General features: G+C 71.7%; 19 protein-coding genes. 9 read left to right on the forward strand and 10 right to left on the reverse strand.

From position 1 onward, the window contains the following. Positions 1-71: 71 nt before the first annotated feature. The gene (locus J2X36_RS04415) at positions 72-491 is read right to left on the reverse strand and encodes a gamma-butyrobetaine hydroxylase-like domain-containing protein (protein ID WP_132249135.1); all 420 of its coding nucleotides are present in this window, start codon (positions 489-491) and stop codon (positions 72-74) included. A gap of 150 nt (positions 492-641) precedes the next feature. On the opposite strand from J2X36_RS04415, the gene moaA reads away from it, so the two are divergent. Continuing rightward, positions 642-1,670 carry a GTP 3',8-cyclase MoaA gene (gene moaA, locus J2X36_RS04420; protein ID WP_132249134.1) on the forward strand — a complete coding sequence of 343 codons (1,029 nt, stop codon included), beginning with the start codon at positions 642-644 and terminating at the stop codon, positions 1,668-1,670. 49 nt (positions 1,671-1,719) lie between these two features. Here the strand turns inward: moaA and J2X36_RS04425 are convergent, their stop codons facing one another. The 3 genes from J2X36_RS04425 to J2X36_RS04435 are packed head-to-tail and all read right to left on the reverse strand — an operon-like array spanning position 1,720 to position 3,761. Beyond that, the gene (locus J2X36_RS04425) at positions 1,720-2,352 is read right to left on the reverse strand and encodes a hypothetical protein (RefSeq protein ID WP_310346687.1); all 633 of its coding nucleotides are present in this window, start codon (positions 2,350-2,352) and stop codon (positions 1,720-1,722) included. After that, complete coding sequence (locus J2X36_RS04430; protein WP_310347182.1) at positions 2,342-3,106, reverse strand: TPM domain-containing protein; 765 nt, start codon at positions 3,104-3,106, stop codon at positions 2,342-2,344. Before J2X36_RS04430 ends, J2X36_RS04425 begins: the two co-directional genes overlap by 11 nt. Positions 3,107-3,125: 19 nt before the next feature. Beyond that, a complete protein-coding gene (locus tag J2X36_RS04435; RefSeq protein WP_132249131.1) occupies positions 3,126-3,761 on the reverse strand; it encodes a LemA family protein in 636 nt (211 codons plus the stop codon). 129 nt (positions 3,762-3,890) lie between these two features. On the opposite strand from J2X36_RS04435, the gene J2X36_RS04440 reads away from it, so the two are divergent. The 3 genes from J2X36_RS04440 to J2X36_RS04450 all read left to right on the forward strand — a co-directional run bounded on the left by J2X36_RS04440 (position 3,891) and on the right by J2X36_RS04450 (position 7,307). After that, positions 3,891-4,646: an exonuclease domain-containing protein gene (locus tag J2X36_RS04440; protein WP_310346691.1), complete on the forward strand. Its 756-nt coding sequence runs from the start codon at positions 3,891-3,893 to the stop codon at positions 4,644-4,646. Between the two features lie 92 nt (positions 4,647-4,738). Next, positions 4,739-5,041 (forward strand): SelT/SelW/SelH family protein, encoded by a 303-nt coding sequence (locus tag J2X36_RS04445; protein WP_310346694.1) that lies wholly within the window; start codon positions 4,739-4,741, stop codon positions 5,039-5,041. 121 nt (positions 5,042-5,162) lie between these two features. After that, positions 5,163-7,307 carry an HWE histidine kinase domain-containing protein gene (locus J2X36_RS04450; RefSeq protein ID WP_310347184.1) on the forward strand — a complete coding sequence of 715 codons (2,145 nt, stop codon included), beginning with the start codon at positions 5,163-5,165 and terminating at the stop codon, positions 7,305-7,307. A 66-nt stretch (positions 7,308-7,373) separates the two neighbouring features. Here the strand turns inward: J2X36_RS04450 and J2X36_RS04455 are convergent, their stop codons facing one another. Further along, complete coding sequence (locus J2X36_RS04455; RefSeq protein ID WP_132249127.1) at positions 7,374-8,366, reverse strand: NrtR DNA-binding winged helix domain-containing protein; 993 nt, start codon at positions 8,364-8,366, stop codon at positions 7,374-7,376. A 319-nt stretch (positions 8,367-8,685) separates the two neighbouring features. Here J2X36_RS04455 and thiE point away from each other — a divergent pair, with 319 nt between their 5' ends. The 3 genes from thiE (at position 8,686) to J2X36_RS04470 (ending at position 10,958) form a co-directional block, all read left to right on the forward strand. Beyond that, entirely contained in the window at positions 8,686-9,369 is a 684-nt protein-coding gene (gene thiE, locus J2X36_RS04460; protein WP_310346698.1) for a thiamine phosphate synthase, read from the forward strand. After that, the gene (gene thiD / locus J2X36_RS04465) at positions 9,366-10,175 is read left to right on the forward strand and encodes a bifunctional hydroxymethylpyrimidine kinase/phosphomethylpyrimidine kinase (protein ID WP_310346701.1); all 810 of its coding nucleotides are present in this window, start codon (positions 9,366-9,368) and stop codon (positions 10,173-10,175) included. Before thiE ends, thiD begins: the two co-directional genes overlap by 4 nt. A 153-nt stretch (positions 10,176-10,328) precedes the next feature. Then, complete coding sequence (locus tag J2X36_RS04470; RefSeq protein ID WP_132249299.1) at positions 10,329-10,958, forward strand: helix-turn-helix domain-containing protein; 630 nt, start codon at positions 10,329-10,331, stop codon at positions 10,956-10,958. A 24-nt stretch (positions 10,959-10,982) separates the two neighbouring features. On the opposite strand, the gene J2X36_RS04475 is transcribed toward J2X36_RS04470, so the two are convergent. The 5 genes from J2X36_RS04475 to J2X36_RS04495 form a co-directional block, all read right to left on the reverse strand. Further along, positions 10,983-11,567 carry an ABC-type transport auxiliary lipoprotein family protein gene (locus J2X36_RS04475; RefSeq protein WP_310346703.1) on the reverse strand — a complete coding sequence of 195 codons (585 nt, stop codon included), beginning with the start codon at positions 11,565-11,567 and terminating at the stop codon, positions 10,983-10,985. A 109-nt stretch (positions 11,568-11,676) separates the two neighbouring features. Beyond that, a complete protein-coding gene (locus J2X36_RS04480) occupies positions 11,677-12,759 on the reverse strand; it encodes an MlaD family protein (protein WP_132249119.1) in 1,083 nt (360 codons plus the stop codon). Between the two features lie 89 nt (positions 12,760-12,848). Next, positions 12,849-13,652 (reverse strand): ABC transporter ATP-binding protein, encoded by an 804-nt coding sequence (locus tag J2X36_RS04485; RefSeq protein ID WP_310347185.1) that lies wholly within the window; start codon positions 13,650-13,652, stop codon positions 12,849-12,851. Between the two features lie 26 nt (positions 13,653-13,678). Next, positions 13,679-14,803, reverse strand: a complete 1,125-nt coding sequence (locus J2X36_RS04490) for an MlaE family lipid ABC transporter permease subunit (RefSeq protein WP_310347186.1) — start codon at positions 14,801-14,803, stop codon at positions 13,679-13,681. Between the two features lie 66 nt (positions 14,804-14,869). Continuing rightward, entirely contained in the window at positions 14,870-16,066 is a 1,197-nt protein-coding gene (locus J2X36_RS04495) for an MFS transporter (RefSeq protein ID WP_405029730.1), read from the reverse strand. A 133-nt stretch (positions 16,067-16,199) separates the two neighbouring features. On the opposite strand from J2X36_RS04495, the gene J2X36_RS04500 reads away from it, so the two are divergent. Beyond that, on the forward strand, positions 16,200-17,270 hold the full coding sequence (locus J2X36_RS04500) for a hypothetical protein (RefSeq protein ID WP_310346709.1): 1,071 nt from the start codon (positions 16,200-16,202) through the stop codon (positions 17,268-17,270). A 110-nt stretch (positions 17,271-17,380) separates the two neighbouring features. Further along, positions 17,381-17,821, forward strand: a complete 441-nt coding sequence (locus tag J2X36_RS04505; protein ID WP_310346713.1) for a DUF1489 domain-containing protein — start codon at positions 17,381-17,383, stop codon at positions 17,819-17,821. The last annotated feature ends 45 nt before the right edge of the window (positions 17,822-17,866 follow it).

Here is a 17,866-nt window from a genome sequence, read left to right on the forward strand (position 1 = left end):
AAAGCAGGGGCCGGCGGAGACGCCGGCCCTTCGCCGTTTCGGACCGTGCCGGAACCCGCCGGCGACCCGCGTCAGTGGCAGCCGCAGCCGCTTCCGCAACTGCCCGCCGCCGGGGCCGTCGCGGACCGGGTGCTGTCCCGGTCGAGGCCGCGGGCCGCGAGTTCGGCGAGGTAGGTCGCCCAGCGCGGCTCGTGCTCCCGGCCGAGCCGGTGGAGATAGTCCCAGCCGTAGATCCCGGTGTCGTGCATGTCGTCGAAGCGCAGCTTGACGGCGTAATTGCCGATCGCCTCCACCGCCAGGATCATCACGTTGCGCTTGCCGCCGATCACCTTGCGCTCGGCGGGCGAGTGGCCCTGCACCTCGGCCGAAGGGCTGTTCACGCGCAGGTACTCGGCGGGCAGCGCGAAGCGCGCGCCGTCGTCGAAGGCGACGTCGAGGCTGCGCCGGTCTGCGGCGAGGCGGATCTCGGTCGGCCAGATTTCCGTGCTCATCGCATCGCTCCTCGCCAGCCCGCTCGGCCGGCCCTGCGTCCACAACCCGCGCGCTTGCTCGCAAACGCGCGAGACCTCATATGCCAGGACATGTTAGGTTCGCCACGGCACGAAGCCGAAATCCCGTCCCAGCAGAGCCTCGAGTCCCGTATGTGGGGTCCCCGCACCGACGCGTCCGCACCTGCCGTCGCTCCGCTGATCGATCCGTTCCAGCGCGCCATCACCTACCTGCGCATTTCCGTGACCGATCGCTGCGACCTGCGCTGCGTCTATTGCATGGCCGAGGAGATGCAGTTCCTCCCCAAGCGGGATCTGCTGACGCTGGAGGAGCTCGACCGGGTCTGCGGCGTCTTCATCGATCGCGGCGTGCGCAAGCTGCGCATCACCGGCGGCGAGCCGCTGGTGCGGCGGGACATCATGCACCTGTTCCACCGCCTGTCGCGCCATCTCGGCACGGGTGCCCTCGACGAGCTGACGCTGACCACGAACGGCACGCAGCTCGGCCGCTTCGCCCATGAGCTCGCCGATCTCGGCGTGCGCCGCGTGAACGTCTCCCTCGACACGCTGGACCCCGACAAGTTCCGGGCGGTCACGCGGCGGGGCGATCTGAAGGTGGTTCTCGACGGCATCGCCGAGGCGCGCCGCGCCGGGATCAAGGTGAAGATCAACGCGGTGGCGCTCAAGGGCGTCAACGAGGACGAGATCGCCGACATGATCGCCTGGGCGCATGGCGACGGCATGGACATGACGCTGATCGAGGTCATGCCCCTCGGTGAGATCGAGGGGGACCGGACGGACCAGTTCCTTCCCCTGTCCGTGGCGCGGGCCCGGCTCGAATCCCGCTACACGCTCACGCCTCTGCCCGACCGCACCGGTGGCCCGGCCCGCTACGTGCGCGTCGCGGAGACGGGCGGGCGGCTCGGCTTCATCACGCCGCTCACTCACAACTTCTGCGAGAGTTGCAATCGGGTGCGCCTGACCTGCACCGGCAAACTCTACATGTGCCTCGGCCAGGAGGACGCGGCCGATCTCCGCGCGGCTCTGCGCGCCTCGCCGGAGGACGATCTCGTGACGCAGGCGATCCTCGAGGCCATCACACGCAAGCCGAAGGGGCACGACTTCGTCATCGAGCGGGCGAAGCCCGCGGTGCCGCGCCACATGAGCGTCACGGGCGGCTGACCGGGCGGCTCTCGGCTCCGCGGCGGCGGGCGGGCTTCCGCGTCGCGCCTCACTCGCTGACGATCACGCGGTTCGGCAATTCGTCGATGTCGCCCGCGCTGCGGGGGCAGGCCTCGGCAAGGATGGCGCCGACCGAGCGGACGGCACCGACGAGACCGGCCTCGATCTCGTCGCGCCGCAGCGCGACGAGGAGCGCGGCGATGGTGGCGTCCCAGGTCCCGGGTGCCACCGCGCGCAGGACACCGGCATCCGCGACGATCTCCGCGTGCTGCTCGGCGAGGGCGATGTGGATCAGTACGCCCGTCCGGCCCCGGGTGCGGGTGAGACCCCGCTGTCGGAAGGCGCGCCGCGCCGCCTCGCGGGCGCGCGCCCGCTTCGCCCGCGCAGGCACGAGGCGAAGACGCAGGGCCTCGCTCGCACCGAGCGAGAGGATCGCGAGGGCGAGGGCGGCCTGCGCCAGGGCGATCCCGGCCGCGCTCCAACCGGTCAGGGCGATCAGGGGCCAGGGTGCCGCGAGCGCGGCGATCAGCGCCGCCAGCAGGACCGGCGACCGGTAGAGCCCGGCGCGCGCGCTCACCATCACGACGATTTCGCCCGCGGTGCGGCTCTCGGCCTCGCCGACCGCCTCCGCGATGCGCGCCAGCGCCTCGGGCGAGAGCGACCGTGTCACCCTACCAGTCACCGGATGCACCTCCGCCCCCCGAGGAGCCGCCGCCGCCGGAGAATCCGCCGCCGGAATCCCCCGATACGCCGCCGCTCCAGCCTCCGCCGAACCCGCCCGGCCCCGGTCCGGGAAGGACGACGAAGCCGCCACGGCCGCGCTGCGCCCGCCCCATGCTCCAGAACAGGAGCACGATGACGAGGATGATCACGACGAAGATCACGACATCGGCAGCGCCCGTCTCGTCGTTCCGCACCTCCGCCCGCCGGTGCCACGCCTCCGCGTCGCCGGACAGGATCGACAGCATCGCGTCGACCCCCGCACCGATGCCGCCCGCGAAGTCCCCGGCCTTGAAGCGCGGGGCGATTGCCGTGGTGATGATCACCTTCGAGAGGGCATCGGTGAGCGCGCCTTCGAGGCCGTAGCCGACCTCGATGCGGACCTTGCGCTCGGTCGGCGCGACGAGAAGCAGGGCACCGTTGTTGCCCGCCTTCTGGCCGAGCGCCCAGGCACGGAAGAGGCGGTTCCCGAAATCCTCGACGGTGTAGCCCTGCAGGCTCGGCACGGTCGCGACCACGACCTGATCGGAGGTCTTGTCCTCGTAGCCCTTAAGCTTGGCCTCGAGGGCGGCACGCTCCTCGGGCTTCAGGATGCCGGCCGCGTCAACCACCCGCCCGGTGAGGGGCGGAAAGCTCGGCTCGGCAGCGAGAGCGGCCCACCCGGCAAGCGGCAGGGCTACGATCAGGAGGAGGCAGGCGGCGAGCCCGCGCGCCAGCCTCGGCACGGGTGCCTCCCTAGAACTTCACGTTCGGCGGACGCTCCGCGTTCGGCGTCGCCGTGAAGGTCTCCATCGGCTTCGCGTCGGGGTAGAGGAACGCCGCGATCCAGCGGCCGGGGATCGTGCGGACCTCGGTGTTGTAGGCCTGCACGGCCTGGATGTAGTCGCGCCTCGCCACGGCGATCCGGTTCTCGGTGCCCTCCAGCTGCGATTGCAGGGCGAGGAAGTTCTGGTTTGATTTCAGGTCCGGATAGCGCTCGACGGTGACGAGCAGGCGCCCGAGCGCGCCGGAGAGCTGGTTCTGCGCGTCCTGAAATTCCTTGAACTTCTGCGGATCGCTCACCGTCGCGGCGTCGACCTTCACGCTCGTCGCCTTCGCCCGCGCCTCGACGACGCCGGTGAGCACGTCCTTCTCCTGCTGCGCGTAGCCCTTCACCGTCTCGACGAGGTTCGGGATCAAGTCGGCCCGCCGCTGATACTGGTTCTGGACCTCGCTCCAGGCGGATTTCGCCTGCTCCTGGAGGGTCGGCACCCGGTTGATCGCGCCGCAGCCGGAGAGGCAGGTCGCGAACAGGATCGCGACGAGCGCCCCGAGGAGCCGGGCGAGAACGGGGGTGCGGGCCGGCGCCTCGCCGATCGAGCCTGACGTCATCACGGGTCTCCCTGAAGCAGTCGCGAGGCCGAGCTTGGCCTTGGCGCCCCTGCGACAGATAGGCATCGCGGAGCGCTCGAAAAGGCCGCGCGGTTTCCGCCCGGGCGGCCCGGCGCCATATCGGCGTAGATGCCCGCCGACCACCTCGTCATCCGCGTCGTCGACCTCGAGACCACCGGCGGACGCGCCGGCACCGACGGTGTCGTCGAGATCGGCTGGCAGGACGTCGAGGGGAGCGATGGGACGTGGCGGATCGGCGCGGAGCGCGGCGCCCGCTTCGTCGATCCGGAGCGGCCGATCCCGGCCCGCACGCAGGCGGTGCATCACATCCTCGACGGGGACGTGGCGGGCGCGCCGACCTGGCTCGCCGTGGCGCCGGCGGTGCTGCAGCCCCCGGGCCGCCCGCTCGCGGCGCTGGCCGCGCATCGCGCCGCCTTCGAGCGGCGCTGGTGCCGGGACGCGCTGACCGGCCGCCGCCCCTGGATCTGCACCTACAAATGCGCCCTGCGCCTGTGGCCGGACGAACCCTCGCACGCCAATCAGGCGTTGCGCTATGGCCGCCGGCCGGAGGGGCTCGACCGCAGGGCCGGGCTGCCCGCGCACCGCGCCGGCCCCGACGCCTACGTGACGGCCCACCTCCTGCGCGAGATGCTGCGCGAGGCGCCGCTCGAGACGCTGCTCGCCTGGACGCGGGAGCCCGCCCTGCTGCCGCGCGTCACCTTCGGCGAGCATCGCGGCCGGCGCTGGGACACGATGAGCGACGATTTCCTCGCCTGGGTGCTGACGCGCGGCGGCTTCGACGCGGATGTGCGCTTCACCGCCCGCCGCCAGCAGGCGTTGCGCGCCGAGCGCCCCGGCACGGAGCCGCCCGCCCGCCTGCTCTGACGGTACCCGGGTGCCGGAGGCTCGGCGCCGCGCGCGGGGGGCGGCGGCTTGAGCGGTTGACAATGCGTCGGCGGCGGTGCGCTGTGCGCCACATGGACGGAACGCCCGAAATACCGGTCGCGAAGCCGCGCGTCGCCATCACCTACTGCACGCAGTGCAACTGGCTGTTGCGGTCTGCATGGATGGCTCAGGAGCTGCTCTCGACCTTCCGGGACGATCTCGGGGAGGTGGCTCTGGTGCCCGGCACCGGGGGCGTGTTCGAGATCGCGGTGGACGAGGACGCGATCTGGGAGCGCAAGCGCGATGGCGGGTTCCCCGACGTCAAGATCCTGAAGCAGCGCGTGCGGGACCGGCTCGACCCGTCGCGCGATCTCGGCCATATCGACCGCCCATGACCGATCACCGACAGCGGCTGGTGAGCGCGCCGATCGCCTTCGGCGGGGTCTCGGCGTGAGGCCGGATCTCGACACCGCGACCCACCCGGCCGGTGCCGTCGAGGCGCGCCCGCCCTCCCGGCTGCGCCGGTTCCTCGACCGGCTGATCCATCGCGGATTCTCGACGCAGGTCTACCTCGTCGCCCTCGTCATCGCCCTGATCGGGCCGGGGCTGATCTTCACCGCGATCCTCCTGATGCGCTACGCCGCGGCCGAGCGCGCCCGCTTCGAGCAGGATGCGCGGGAGAACGTGCGCGGCATCGCCCTCTCGATCGACCGCGACACGGCCGGCCTCGTCTCCGTGCTGCAGACGCTCGCGACCTCGCCGCGCCTGAAGGACGGCGAGTTCGAGGCGTTCGACGCGCAGGCCCGCCTCGTACGGGACGCGATCGATCTCGACATCGTCCTTCGCAAGCCGGACGGGCAGCAGGTCGTCAATACCGGCCTGAAGCGCAATGCCACGCTGCACCTCTCCACGCTCCCTTTCGACCGGGAGATCGCCTCCGGCTCCCAGCGGGCGATGGTCTCCGGCTTGATTCCGGGTGCGAGTGCGGCGCTGGCTACCTACGCGGTCGCCGTGCCGGTGCTCGTCGAGGGCGAGGTGACCTACATCCTCAGCTTCAACGCGCCCGTGTCACGGCTCCAGGCGATCCTGGCGCGGGAGGTGGTCGACGGCTGGACGACGGGCATCTCCGACCGGGACACGACCATCCTGGCGAGGCTGCCGGAGAACGAGTCGCTCGTCGGCCGCCCGCGCCTGAACTCCCTGCGCGAGACCCAGACCGACACGCCGGGCGTCTGGGAGGGCAAGGACCGGGAGCAGCGGCCCGTGATCGTGGTGGAGGCGCGCTCGCGGCTGACCGGCTGGACGGTGGCGGCGAGCATCCCGCAATCCTTGGTCGACGCGCGGCTTCGGCGCTGGATCTGGGCCTTCGGGGGCTTCGGCCTGCTCGTCCTCGCCACCTCCTCGGCGCTCGCGGTCAACCTCTGGTCGCGGGTCTCGCGGCCCTTGCGCCAGCTCGCCGCCTCCGGCCCGGCCCTCGCCCGCGGCGAGGCCATTCCGCGCATCGCCTCGCCCGTCCACGAGATCCGCCTCCTCGCCGACGTGCTCGCCGACGCGTCGCTGCGCATCCGGACCCGCGAGGAGGAACGCGACCGGGCTCTGGCGGAGACGCGGCGCGGCCTCTCGGACCTGCGCGAGAGCGAGGCGCGCTTCCGCCACATGGCCGATTCCGCGCCGGCGCTGATCTGGATGACGGACGAGGCCTCGAACGTCACCTTCGCCAACATGCATTTCGACCACCTGTTCGGCATGCCGGCGGCCGAACTGGAGGACGAGGGCTGGAAGCGGATCATCTACCCGGACGATCTCGAGACTTTCTCGGCGACCTTCAATGAGGCCTTCGAGGCGCGCGCGCCCTTCCGGACGGAAGTTCGGGTGATCGACGGGGAGGGCACCGTGCGGTGGCTGCGCTGCGAGGGGGTGCCGCGCCTCAACGATGCCGGCACCTTCCTCGGCTACACGGGCTGCAACGTCGACATCACCGACGCGAAGCTCGCCGAGGAGCACCTGATCCTCCTCATCCACGAATTGAACCACCGGGTGAAGAACACGCTCGCGACCGTGCAATCGATCGCCGGTCAGTCGCTGCGGCGCCTGGAGGGCGAGGAGGCGAGCGCCGCCCGTGCCGCCTTCGAGGCGCGCCTCCTCGCCCTCGCCCGCGTGCACGACGTGCTGACCCGCGAGAGCTGGGAGGGCGCGGAGCTCGGGACCGTCGTCGCCGACGCGATCCGCCCCCTCGACGTGGCGGAAGGGCGCTCGCGCTTCAACGTCTCCGGACCGGCCCTGCGCCTGCCGCCGCGCCTCGCCCTCTCCATCGCCATGGCTCTGCACGAGCTGGGCACCAACGCCGTGAAATATGGCGCGCTCTCGCGGGAGGGCGGCACCGTGGCGATCGCGTGGTCCGTGCAGCGGGAGGAGGGGGAGACGCGGCTGTTCCTGCGCTGGACCGAGACCGGCGGACCGCCGGTGACGCAGCCGACCCGCACCGGCTTCGGCTCGCGCCTGATCGAGCGCAGCCTCGCCCGGGAACTCGCCGGGGAGGTCCAGCTCCTGTTCGCGCCGACGGGGGTCGTCTGCACCATCGAGGCGCCGGTGCCGCCGCCCGGGCTGCTCGAGCGGCGCGGCGGGGCGACCCAGGGAACGGCCGTGGCGGCGGTGGGGTAGGGAGCCTCGCGCCGTCACCCTAACCCAACGCGACCGGACCGGTGAGGCAGGCAAGTCGGGCGGCAATCAGCCCGGACGGCGCGACGGCGTCAGGCGCAGGCCCGGAGCGGGGCGTTCGAGGAGAACCTCCCGGCGGAAGCGCACGAGCCTCGCCGGCCGCCCGGCGGTGCCGCTCGTGATCCCTTCCGTCTCCTCGACGAGGCCCTGCTGGGCGACCAGGCGGCGGAAGTTCTGCTTGTGCAGCGGCGTGCCCGCCAGTGCCTCGACGGTGCGCTGAAGCTGGAACAGGGTGAAGGTCGGCGGCATCAGCTCGAACACCACCGGCCGGTACTTGATCTTGCCGCGCAGACGGCCGATCGCCGTCGCGAGCACCCGGCGATGGTCGAAGGCCATCGGCGCGCCGGTCGGGTCGCCGGGGAATGCCGCGCCGGCATTGCCCTTGGCCTCCGGGATCAGCCCCGCCTCGAAGAGAAGCTCGTAGCGCTCCAGCACGCGCTCCTCGTTCCAGGAGCCGCCGCAGAGGCCGAAGGTGAGACCGAGGCGGTCCTCGCGCAGGCGCCGCAACTTCGCGTCGGGCGCCTCCGCGGCCCAGGCGAGGAGCTTCGGCTCGATCGCGTCGAGGGCCTTCGGACGGCCGTTCCGGAAATCCTCGTAGGGCAGATAGCGATACCAGTTCCGCCAGGATGCCTCGGCGAGGCCGCCGGGCCGCACCTCGCGCACGAGGGCGAGGTAGGCGACCGACAGCGAATGCACGCCCTCCGAGCCTCCCCCCTGCCGGTCGCGGTCGCCGAAAGTGTAGAGCTGCTCGACATAGCCGAGGCGCTGGTGTGTCTGCCGTTCGACCCAGGCGCGCAGGCCGCGCTCCAGGGTGGCGTGCTCCGGCACGAGGGGGCCTGCGGGCAGGCCGTCGCTGCGGCCCTCCGCCTGTCCCGGAACCTGCACGGTCAGCGCCCGCGGCTCGCCCTCCGTCGCCGCCACGATGACCGCGACGAGGCCCACCGAGGACGGGCTGGCGACCGGCCGGGGACCGAGGCTCGCGCGCGTGTCCGCCGTCGTCATGGCAGCGGGTGACCTCCTCTGCGAGGGCGTCGGGTTCGAAGCGAGGATCGCGCCCTTGGCGAGCGGGCGCGCCGCAAGCCGTGCAGGAGGCCGCCCACCCCCGCGCGACGTCACGTTGCTTTAGCCGCAGATCGCACCCCGGCGTCAACGCGCCGACGCGATCGCGCGGGGGATGAACACCGGTGACGCTGTCCGAACGGACAGGGCCTTGCCAATGGGCGCGGCGGGCGCCTAACCCGGAATGCGGGACACACTCCGCGCAGGGGCACCACCTGATGGCGCAAAGCCTGAGACATTGCCGCGCGGCGGAACGGCGGGCATGACCGGCCCTACCGTCGATCTGCGCGTCTACGGCATCCTCGACGTGGATGTCTGCGGCGGCGCCGGCGACCGCCTTGCCGCGATGGCGGCCGAGGCCGTCGCCGGCGGCTGCACGCTTCTGCAATATCGCGAGAAGGGAATCGAGGACGCGCGCGCCGCACTCGCCCGCATCCGCGCCATCCGCGCCGCCGTCGCCGGGAGGGCACCGCTCCTCGTCAACGACCGGGTCGACCTCGCCCTCGCCGCGGAGGCGGAGGGTGTGCATCTCGGCCAGTCGGACATGCACCCGGCCGACGCGCGACGCCTCCTCGGCGCCTCGTCGATCATCGGGATCACGCTCAAGACCGGGGCGCAGGCGGACGAACTCTACCGCCTGCCGGTAGACTACGCCTGCATCGGCGGGGTCTTCGCGACGCGGAGCAAGAACAATCCCGACCCTCCGGTCGGCATCGACGGGTTCCAGCGCATCGCCTTCCGGGCGCGCCTCGCCCGCGGCAGCGCCCTTCCGGTGGGCGCGATCGCGGGGATCGACGCGAGCAACGTGGCGGCCGTCGTCGCCGCGGGAGCCGACGGCGTCGCGCTCATCTCGGCCCTGTTCGGGGCGGAATCCATCGAGGCGCGGGCCCGGGACCTTCGCGACCGGGTCGACGGCGCCCTGCGCGCCCGCGGGGCGGCGGCATGAGCACCCCGATCGCCGTCACTATCGCCGGCTCGGATTCGGGAGGCGGCGCCGGCATCCAGGCCGACCTCAAGACCTTCTCGGCGCTCGGCGCCTACGGGGCGAGCGTCGTGACGGCGCTGACCGCACAGAACACGAGCGGGGTCCAGGGCATCCACGACGTGCCGCCCGCCTTCATCGCGGCGCAGATGGAGAGCGTGTTCTCGGACCTCGCGGTCACGGCCGCCAAGATCGGGATGTTGTCCCAGGCCGCCGTGATCGAGACCGTGGCGGACGGCCTCGCGCGGCTGGCCTCTGGGATCCCGATCATCCTCGATCCCGTGATGGTCGCGACGAGCGGCGACCGGCTCATCTCGGAGGCGGCGATCGAGACCCTTCGCCGGCGCCTGCTGCCGGAGGTCGACCTGATCACGCCGAACCTCCCTGAGGCGGCGGCCCTTCTCGGCGAGCCCGTCGCGGAGAGCGAGAACGCGGCCGTGGCCCAGGGCCGGCGCCTCCTCGCCCTCGGCGCCCGAGCCGTCCTCGTGAAGGGCGGCCATGCGCGAGGGGGCGAGAGCGTCGACCATCTGCTCACCCGGGACGGGACCCTGCGCCGCCTCGCCGCTCCCCGGTTCGCGACGGAGAACACTCACGGGACGGGCTGCACCCTGTCCGCGGCGATCACGGCGGGCCTCGCACGCGGCCTCGCCCTGCCCGAGGCGGTCGTCGCGGCGAAGAGCTACGTCACCGCTGCCATCGCTGCCGCGGACAGGCTCTCGATCGGTCGCGGGCACGGGCCGGTCCACCATTTCCACGCCGTCTGGAGCTGAATCCCGCGAGCGCGCGCCCCCGGAAAAGAGGTCGGCCGGACGCGATCCGCCCATGGCCCGGTGTCGCTCGCAGCCTTGCATCCATCCGCCGATTGCGTTTGAAGTAGCGTACGATCGTTCGATGAACGGAACGATGCGGGCAGGCACGGGATGATGCACGATCAGATGGAACGGCCGGAGCGGGTGCGGCAGAGGGATCTTCTCGGCGGTGCCCAGGTCCTGTCCGGTCAGCTCGGCAAGACGATCCAGCGCCTGCGCAAGGCCTACAATCTGTCGCTCTCCGAGCTGGCCGAACAATCCGGCGTCGCGAAGTCGATCATCAGCCAGATCGAGCGCAACGAGACCAACCCGACCCTCGCTACGATCTGGCGTCTGAGCCAGGCGCTCGACGTCTCTATCGAGCGTGTGCTCGCGACCGGCGACGAGGAGCCCTTCATCGAGCGCTCGTCGCGGGCCGACACGCCGATCCTCCTCTCCGAGGACGGGAAGGTGCGGCTCGCCATCATCGGCTGGATCAAGACGATCGAGTGGCTGCAATGGTACGACGTCTCGGCCGACCCGGGCGGCGTCCTCGATTCCGACCCGCACCAGCGCGGCTCGGTGGAATCCCTGTCAGTCTCCGAGGGGGTGTTCGAGGTCGACGTCAGCGGTAGCGTCCAGCGGGCCCGCGCGGGCGAGACCCTTCGCTACCGATGCGACCGGCCGCACACCGTGCGCTGCGTCAGCGAGGTTCCGGGACGGGCCACGATGGTCGTGATCATGAAGGCCGCGGTGATGGAGTGACCGGCTAACGCCTGTCCGGAGTGTCTAGCGGCCGGAATTCACCCAGCGCACCATCTCACCGAGCACCTGCGCGAGCGCCGCGTCGAGGGCGATGGCGGCGCTGCCGGCATCGACCTTGGACACCGCCACACGCGCCTGGAAGACGCGGGCGGCCGCGACGCGCCCGGAACCCTCCGCGATCAGCTTCGCCGAGAGGTCGACGACCGCCTCGCCGGAACCCGCGGAAATGTCGAAGGCGCGGATCTCGCTGATGAGCTGATAGTCGGAGACGATCTTGTCGCCGGGGCGGCTCACGGAGCGCAGACGCCCCGAATTCTCCAAGCTCTGGATGAGCCGGGTCTGGATCAGGCGCGGCAGGCGGTCCGCCCATTGTCCGCCGCCGAGGAAGGAGAGGGCGCCGCCCGCCTCCCGCACGATGATGCGGTCCGCTTCGAAGGGCTGGATGCCCACCGGCTCCGCCACCACGATCGAGCGCGCCGACGCGGCCGGTCGCCCCGAGGCCGGCAGGGCCGCGAGGTCGAAGGTCAGGGGCGCGGAGCCGGCGCAGCCGCCGAGGACGGCCGCGAGGAGCGTCGCGCCGAGCGCGAGGGCGTAAAAACGGACGGTCATCCGGGGACCTGGACATCTCCTGACGCCGCACGGGAGCGGCGAGGGGAAACTACGGCAAAGCTGGAACCGTGCCGTGCGCGCGGGCACATCGACAGGTGGGAATCAGGAATTACCGCCCACCGTTGTATTCGGGCAACGAGGGCTTGCCGCCGAACAGGACCTGCGAGGGGTCGCGTTCCAGGCTCTTCACCGTGCGGTTGAGCGTGTTGAGCGTGCGCTGCCCGTCCGTCGAGAGCGCCTCGACCTCGCGGCGCCCGGTGCCGCTGAGGCGGTTGAAGCTCGTGGCGATGTTGGCGGTGCGCTTGTCGAGGTTCTCGGAGAGGGTCCGGAAGGCCCGCCCGGCGTCGCGGACCGACACGGCCGCCTCGCGCACCTCCGCGAAGGTGCTGGTGCCGGCCTCGCCCGAGGCGGAGCCGAGGAAGCCCTGCGCGCCCTTGAGAACGCCGTCGATGCGGTCTGCCGAGGCGTTGAGCTTGGCGGCGAGCGTGCGCGCATCGTGCAGGCCGGCCTCGATGTCGGGGCTCGCCGCGCTCAGCGCCGCCGAGAAGCGGTCGGCGTTGTCGACGACGCGGTTGAGCTTCTGCCCGTCGATCGCCTTGACGAGCCCGCCGATCGAGGGGCCGGCATCGGCGAGCGTCTTCGAGAAGGCCTCGACATTGGCGAGCGTCCGGTTGATCGCGCCCTCGTTGCCGGCCACCACCTTGTCGAGGCGCTGCAGCACGTCGTCGGCGCGCTGCGCGATCTGCTTGGCGGCGGCCAGCATGTCCTGGATGTCGGAGGAATCGGCGAAGATCGTGGGCATCTGCTCACCCGTGCCGGCCGGAAGGGGCGGCGCGTCGGCATTGCCGCCGCTCAGCGCGATCACGGAGACGCCGGTGAGCAGCGCGGAATCGAGGCGCGCGCGGGTGTCGGCGCGAAGGGGCGTCGAGGGCGCGACATTGATGAGCGCGATCACCCGGCGCGGGTCCTGAGGCAGGAGCCGAACATCGGTCACTTCGCCGACCTTGATGCCGTTGAAGGTGACGCTCGAACCCTTGGCGAGACCGCCGACGCTGCCCGAGAAGACGATGCGTACGGCCTGCGCGACCTGCCGCGAGGCGCCGCCCTGCAGCCAGAACACGAAGCCGAACCCGGCGACGATGACGGCCAGGGTGAAGGCGCCGATCAGGGCGTAATTGGCACGCGTTTCCATCGGATCAGCGGTGTCCCGGATCGGCGAGGGCGGGGCGGTGCGTCAGCGCACGCGGGCGGCGCACATCCGCGTGAGGGCACGGCGCGAACTCAGACATGCGCGGGCTCCCGCGCGGCGCCGGGCTCGCCGACGACGATCGAGCGGGCGCGCTTCCCGTGGAAGTAGGAGCGCAGCCAGGGATGGTCGGAGGCGAGCATCGCCTCGATCGGCCCCTCGGCGATGATCTGCCCGTCGCCGAGCGCGGCGATGCGGTCGCAGGCCGTGTAGAGGCTGTCGAGGTCGTGGGTCACCATGAAGACGGTCAGCCCCAGCGTCCGCTTCAGGGTGGCGACGAGCTCGTCGAACTCGCCCGCCCCGATCGGGTCGAGGCCGGAGGTCGGCTCATCGAGGAACAGGATCTCGGGGTCGAGGGCCAGCGCCCGGGCGAGCGCCGCGCGCTTGATCATGCCGCCGGAGAGCTCGGAGGGCAGCTTGTCCGCGGCGTCGGGCTTCAGCCCCACCATCTCGATCTTGAGGCGCGCGAACTCGTCGAGCAGGCGCTCGGACAGGTTCAGATGCTCGCGCATCGGCATCTGGATGTTCTGCTTGACCGTCAGTGCCGAGAACAGGGCACCCTGCTGGAACAGCACGCCCCAGCGCTGCTCGATCCGGCGGCGGCGGGCGAGGCTCATCCCCTCCGTGTCCTCGCCGAACACGGTGATCGTGCCCGAGCGCTTCGGCACGAGCCCGAGGATCGTGCGCGTCAGCACCGACTTGCCCTGGCCGGACGGCCCGACGAAGCCGAGGATCTCGCCGCGGCGAATGTCGAGGTTCAGGCCTTTCAGCACGGTGCGGTCGCCGAACCCCACGACGAGGTCGCGCACGCGGATGATGGCGTCGCCGGATCCGGTCATGGCAGGCGTGCGGTCGCTCACGTGGTTTAGAAATCGATAGCCGCGAAGAACACCGCGAAGAGTCCATCAAGCACGATGACCATGAAGATTGACTTGACGACTGAGGCGGTGACGTGGCGGCCGAGCGACTCGGCCGAGCCCTCCACCGCAAAGCCCTCGATCGTCGCGATGATCCCGATGATCAGCGCCATGAACGGCGCCTTGATCAGGCCGACCGCGACGTGGTGGAGCGAGATCGCGGCCTGAAGGCGGGACAGGAAGCCCTCCGGCGTCATGCCGCCGTAGAGCATGGCGGTCAGGCCGCCCCCCGCGAGCGCCGCGAGCGAGGCGATCAGCGCCAGCATCGGCAATCCGACCACGAGGGCGAGAATGCGCGGCACGATCAGGATCTCGATCGGGTCGAGGCCCATCACGCGCAGCGCATCGACCTCCTCGCGCATGCGCATCGAGCCGATCTCGGCCGTGAAGGCCGATCCGGACCGGCCCGCCACCATGATCGAGGTGAGGAGCACCCCGAGTTCGCGCAGGATCAGGAGGCCGATCAGGTTGACGACGAAGGTCTGCGCCCCGAACCGCTGCAGCTGGAAGATGCCCTGCTGCGCGACGATGCCGCCGACGAGGAACGAGATCAGCACGATGATCGGCACGCCGCGAAAGGCGACCTGATCGATCTGGTTGACGAAGGCGGTGCCGCGGAAGGTGCCCGGACGCGCGGCGACGCGCAGGCAGGCAACGACCACCTCGCCGAGGAAGGCGAGGCCCGTCACGACGTCGCGCCGGGCCGCGACGACGCGCCGGCCGAGATCGTCGAGGAACCCGTAGATGCGCCCGTGCCCGGGGCCGGTCGCCGGTTCAGGCTGGCGCAGGCCCATCTCCCCGAGGAGGATCCTGTGCTCGGGCGTCGCGCCGGCATAGGCGAGGCGACCGCCCGCGGCCTCGATCTCGCCCCGCGTCCGCTCCAGGACCCAGGCGCCGAGCGTGTCGAGCCGCTCGATCCGGGCGAGATCGACGAGGACAGGCTGCCCGGCGGCGGCCGCGATCCGGGCGGCGGCGGTCTCGACGGACGGCGCCTGGTCGGCGGTCCAGCGCCCGCTCAGCACGACGCGGCCGCTGCCCGCCTCATGGGTCGCGGAGGCCGCCTCGCTCAGCATGGTGCCGTCCTCGGTCCGCACGAACCGCGTCTCCCGTTCCTCATCGTTATGCTGAAGCGCCCGTTACTATACCGTCTCCGGGGCCGCCCTGCCAAACGGCCCCGCTGGGGGCAGGCGCGCCGCGCGCGCCGCGGCCGCCGCCAAGACAAGTCCGGCCAGGGCGAGCGGCGCCATCAGAGCGAAGGCGAGGGGGCCCCCGCTGCGGTAGGCGAGCCCGCTCATCAGCGTGGCGCAGGCCGCCGCGAGCGCGCTCGCGGCGCTGAGCGTGCCCTGCGCACGGCCGCGCGCGCCCTCCGGCGCGAAGGCGGAGACGGCGGCCATGGCGCCGAGCTGCGTCGCGCCGAAGGTGAGGCCGTGGAGCGCCTGCAGCGCGATCACGGGGCCGAGTTCGGTCCCGGCGACGGTCATCCCGATCGCGCGGAGAAAGGCCGCGCATCCGCCGAGGGCGAGGAGGCGGAACGGGCTGCGCCAGCCGGCCGGCGCAAAGCCGATGAGGGCAAAGAGCAGGATCTCGGCGCCGACCCCGATCGCCCAGAGGCTGCCGACCCAGGCGGTGGCGATCCCGTGGCCTGTCCAGTGAAGGCTGCCGAAGCCGTAGATCGCGGCGTGGCTCGCCTGGATCGCGGCCGCCGCCGCGATCGCGAGCCACAGGCAGGCGGGCAGGGGCGGGCGCGCCTGCGTCGCGTCGCGTGCGGCGGCTGGCGGGGTGACCGAATGGCTGGCGAGGGCGACGAGGCTCGCGCCGAGGGCGAGCCCCGTGAGGAGGAGCGGCACGGCGACCGCCTCGCCCAGCGCCCCGAGGAGTGCGCCCCCGAGGATGTTCGCCGCGAGGAAGGCCAGGGAGCCGGCCAGGCGGATCCGAGCGTAATCGAGGCGGGGCTCGCGCCGCACGGCCGCGAGCGTCAGGTAGTCGATGCTCGGCACGAGGGGGGCGGCCGCGACCGCGTTGAGGACCGTCAGCACCGCGAGCGCCGGCCAGCCGAAGGCGGAGGCCGCCGGCATCAGCCCGTAGGTGAGGGCGACGCCGAGGCTCCCGGCGGTCAGCAGCGTGCGGGCGGAGACGCCGCGGTCGATCAGGGCCATCAGCGGCGCCGTCGCGACGATCCGCGTTGCGATCGGCAGGGCCAGCAGCAAGCCGATGATCGAGGGATCGAGGCCGAGCGCGCCGAGCCAGAGCGGCATGAACGGCATCGCGATGCCGATCTCGACGAACACGACCGCGTAGAGGAGGGCGAGGCGCAGGGCGCCGGAGGGTGCGTGGATGAGCAACGGGGGATCGGGCTGAGATCGGATCGAGCGGGTGCGTAAGCACGCGTTAAACCCGGCCTGTCAAATTGCGCGGGCCTGAACGAGGGCGGGGACGCTCGCGTCCCGAGATAACCCGAGGCCGTTTTCGATGTCAGGATCCCAGTCGCTCAGCACGATCGAGCCGTCCGAGTACGAGCGCATCGAAACGGCGATGAGCGAGAGCGCGCGCGGGCGCTGGTTCCTGTCCGAGTTCGCCCGGCGGAACCGCAGCGCCGACACCGACATGCTGCTCGGCGCGATCGGCCGCCTGGAGAACGCCGTGACCGGCGAGCGCGGCCTCGACGGGGTCGGACGCCTGCGCGGCGACCTGATGGAGATGGCGAACGCGATCGCCAGAACGAAGGCCGAGATCGCCGCTCTCAGCGCCCCCGACCAGGATCAGACCCGCCTCAGCGTGGCCTCGGAGGCACTGGATGCGATCGTGCGCGCCACGGAGCGCGCCACGTCCGACATCCTCGGAGCGGCGGAGGAGGTTCAGGAGGCCGCCTGGACGCTGCGCGAGCGCGGCGCCGACGTCGCGATCTGCGACGAGCTCGACCGTCGCGCCACCCAGATCTACACCGCCTGCTCGTTTCAGGACCTGACGGCCCAGCGCACCAGCCGGATCGTGCACACGCTCCGGTATCTCGAGGAGCGGCTGATCGCGATGATCGGTATCTGGGGCGATGAAGCCCTGGAGATCCCGGCGGCACCCGGAGCGTGGAATGCGCGCCCGGAAATGGAATCGGCCGCGGTCGATCTCAGCCAGAGCGACGTCGACCGGTTCATCGACATGGAAGCCGCGGTTCCGATGGACGTGGTCCGCCCGCCCATCGCCGCGGTGCCGCTGCACGAGGACCTCGTCTTCGTCCAGACCGAGGCGGAGCCCGCCTGGGAGGAGCCCGAGACCGAGGCTGCGGCCACCGTCGATCTCGATCTCGACCTGACGCGCGCCTTCGCGCAGGCGGCTGCGCCGGAGGCGGACGTTGCGGTCCGCGAGGTGGACGAGGAATCGGAGGCGGAGCCGGAATTCGACCTGCGCCCGCCGGCGGCCCTGGTCGCGGCGGCTGCGGAGCCCGCTTGGGCGGCCGCCTCGATCGATCCGGAGCCCGACCACGCGATCACCTTCGCCGACATCGATGCGCTGAGCATCGAGCAGAAGCTGCGGCTGTTCTCCTGACAGGCGTCACGGCTGCGACTTGCGTGGGCGCGCCGGGTGCTTAAGTCCGGCGAATCCACGCATCGCGCCGCCGTCCCGCACGGTCCTTCAGGACTTCGCTCGCACCGATCATGCCCCTTCACCTGATCAAGCTCTGCGTCGGCCCGCGGTCGATCGAGGATCTCGTGGATCGGCAGGAGCGCCATCGCGGCGAGGCGCTGCGGACGGGGGCGGACCCGGCGCCCTTCCACACGACGCGGATGATCCCGAAGCGTCACGGCGAGATCGTCGGCAGCGGTTCGATCTACTGGGTGATCAAGGGCACGCTGTCCTGCCGGCAGGGCATCACCGCGATCGAGCCCTTCACGGGCACCGACGGCATCGCCCGCTGCCGCCTCGTCTTCGACCCGAAGCTCGTGCCGGTGAGCCCGCGCTCCTACCGCCCCTTCCAGGGCTGGCGCTATCTCACGGCCAAGGACGCGCCGTCCGACCTCGACGCCGCGAGCGCGGGCGATCTCGCCGAGATGCCCGAGACCCTGCGGCGAGAGTTGGTGAGCCTCGGGCTGCTCTGATCAGGTCCCGCGCCAGGATGCGAGCGGGCCATCCGCGGATGGCCC

The organism is Methylobacterium sp. BE186 (genome assembly GCF_031457035.1).
Taxonomy (GTDB): Bacteria; Pseudomonadota; Alphaproteobacteria; order Rhizobiales; family Beijerinckiaceae; genus Methylobacterium; species Methylobacterium segetis.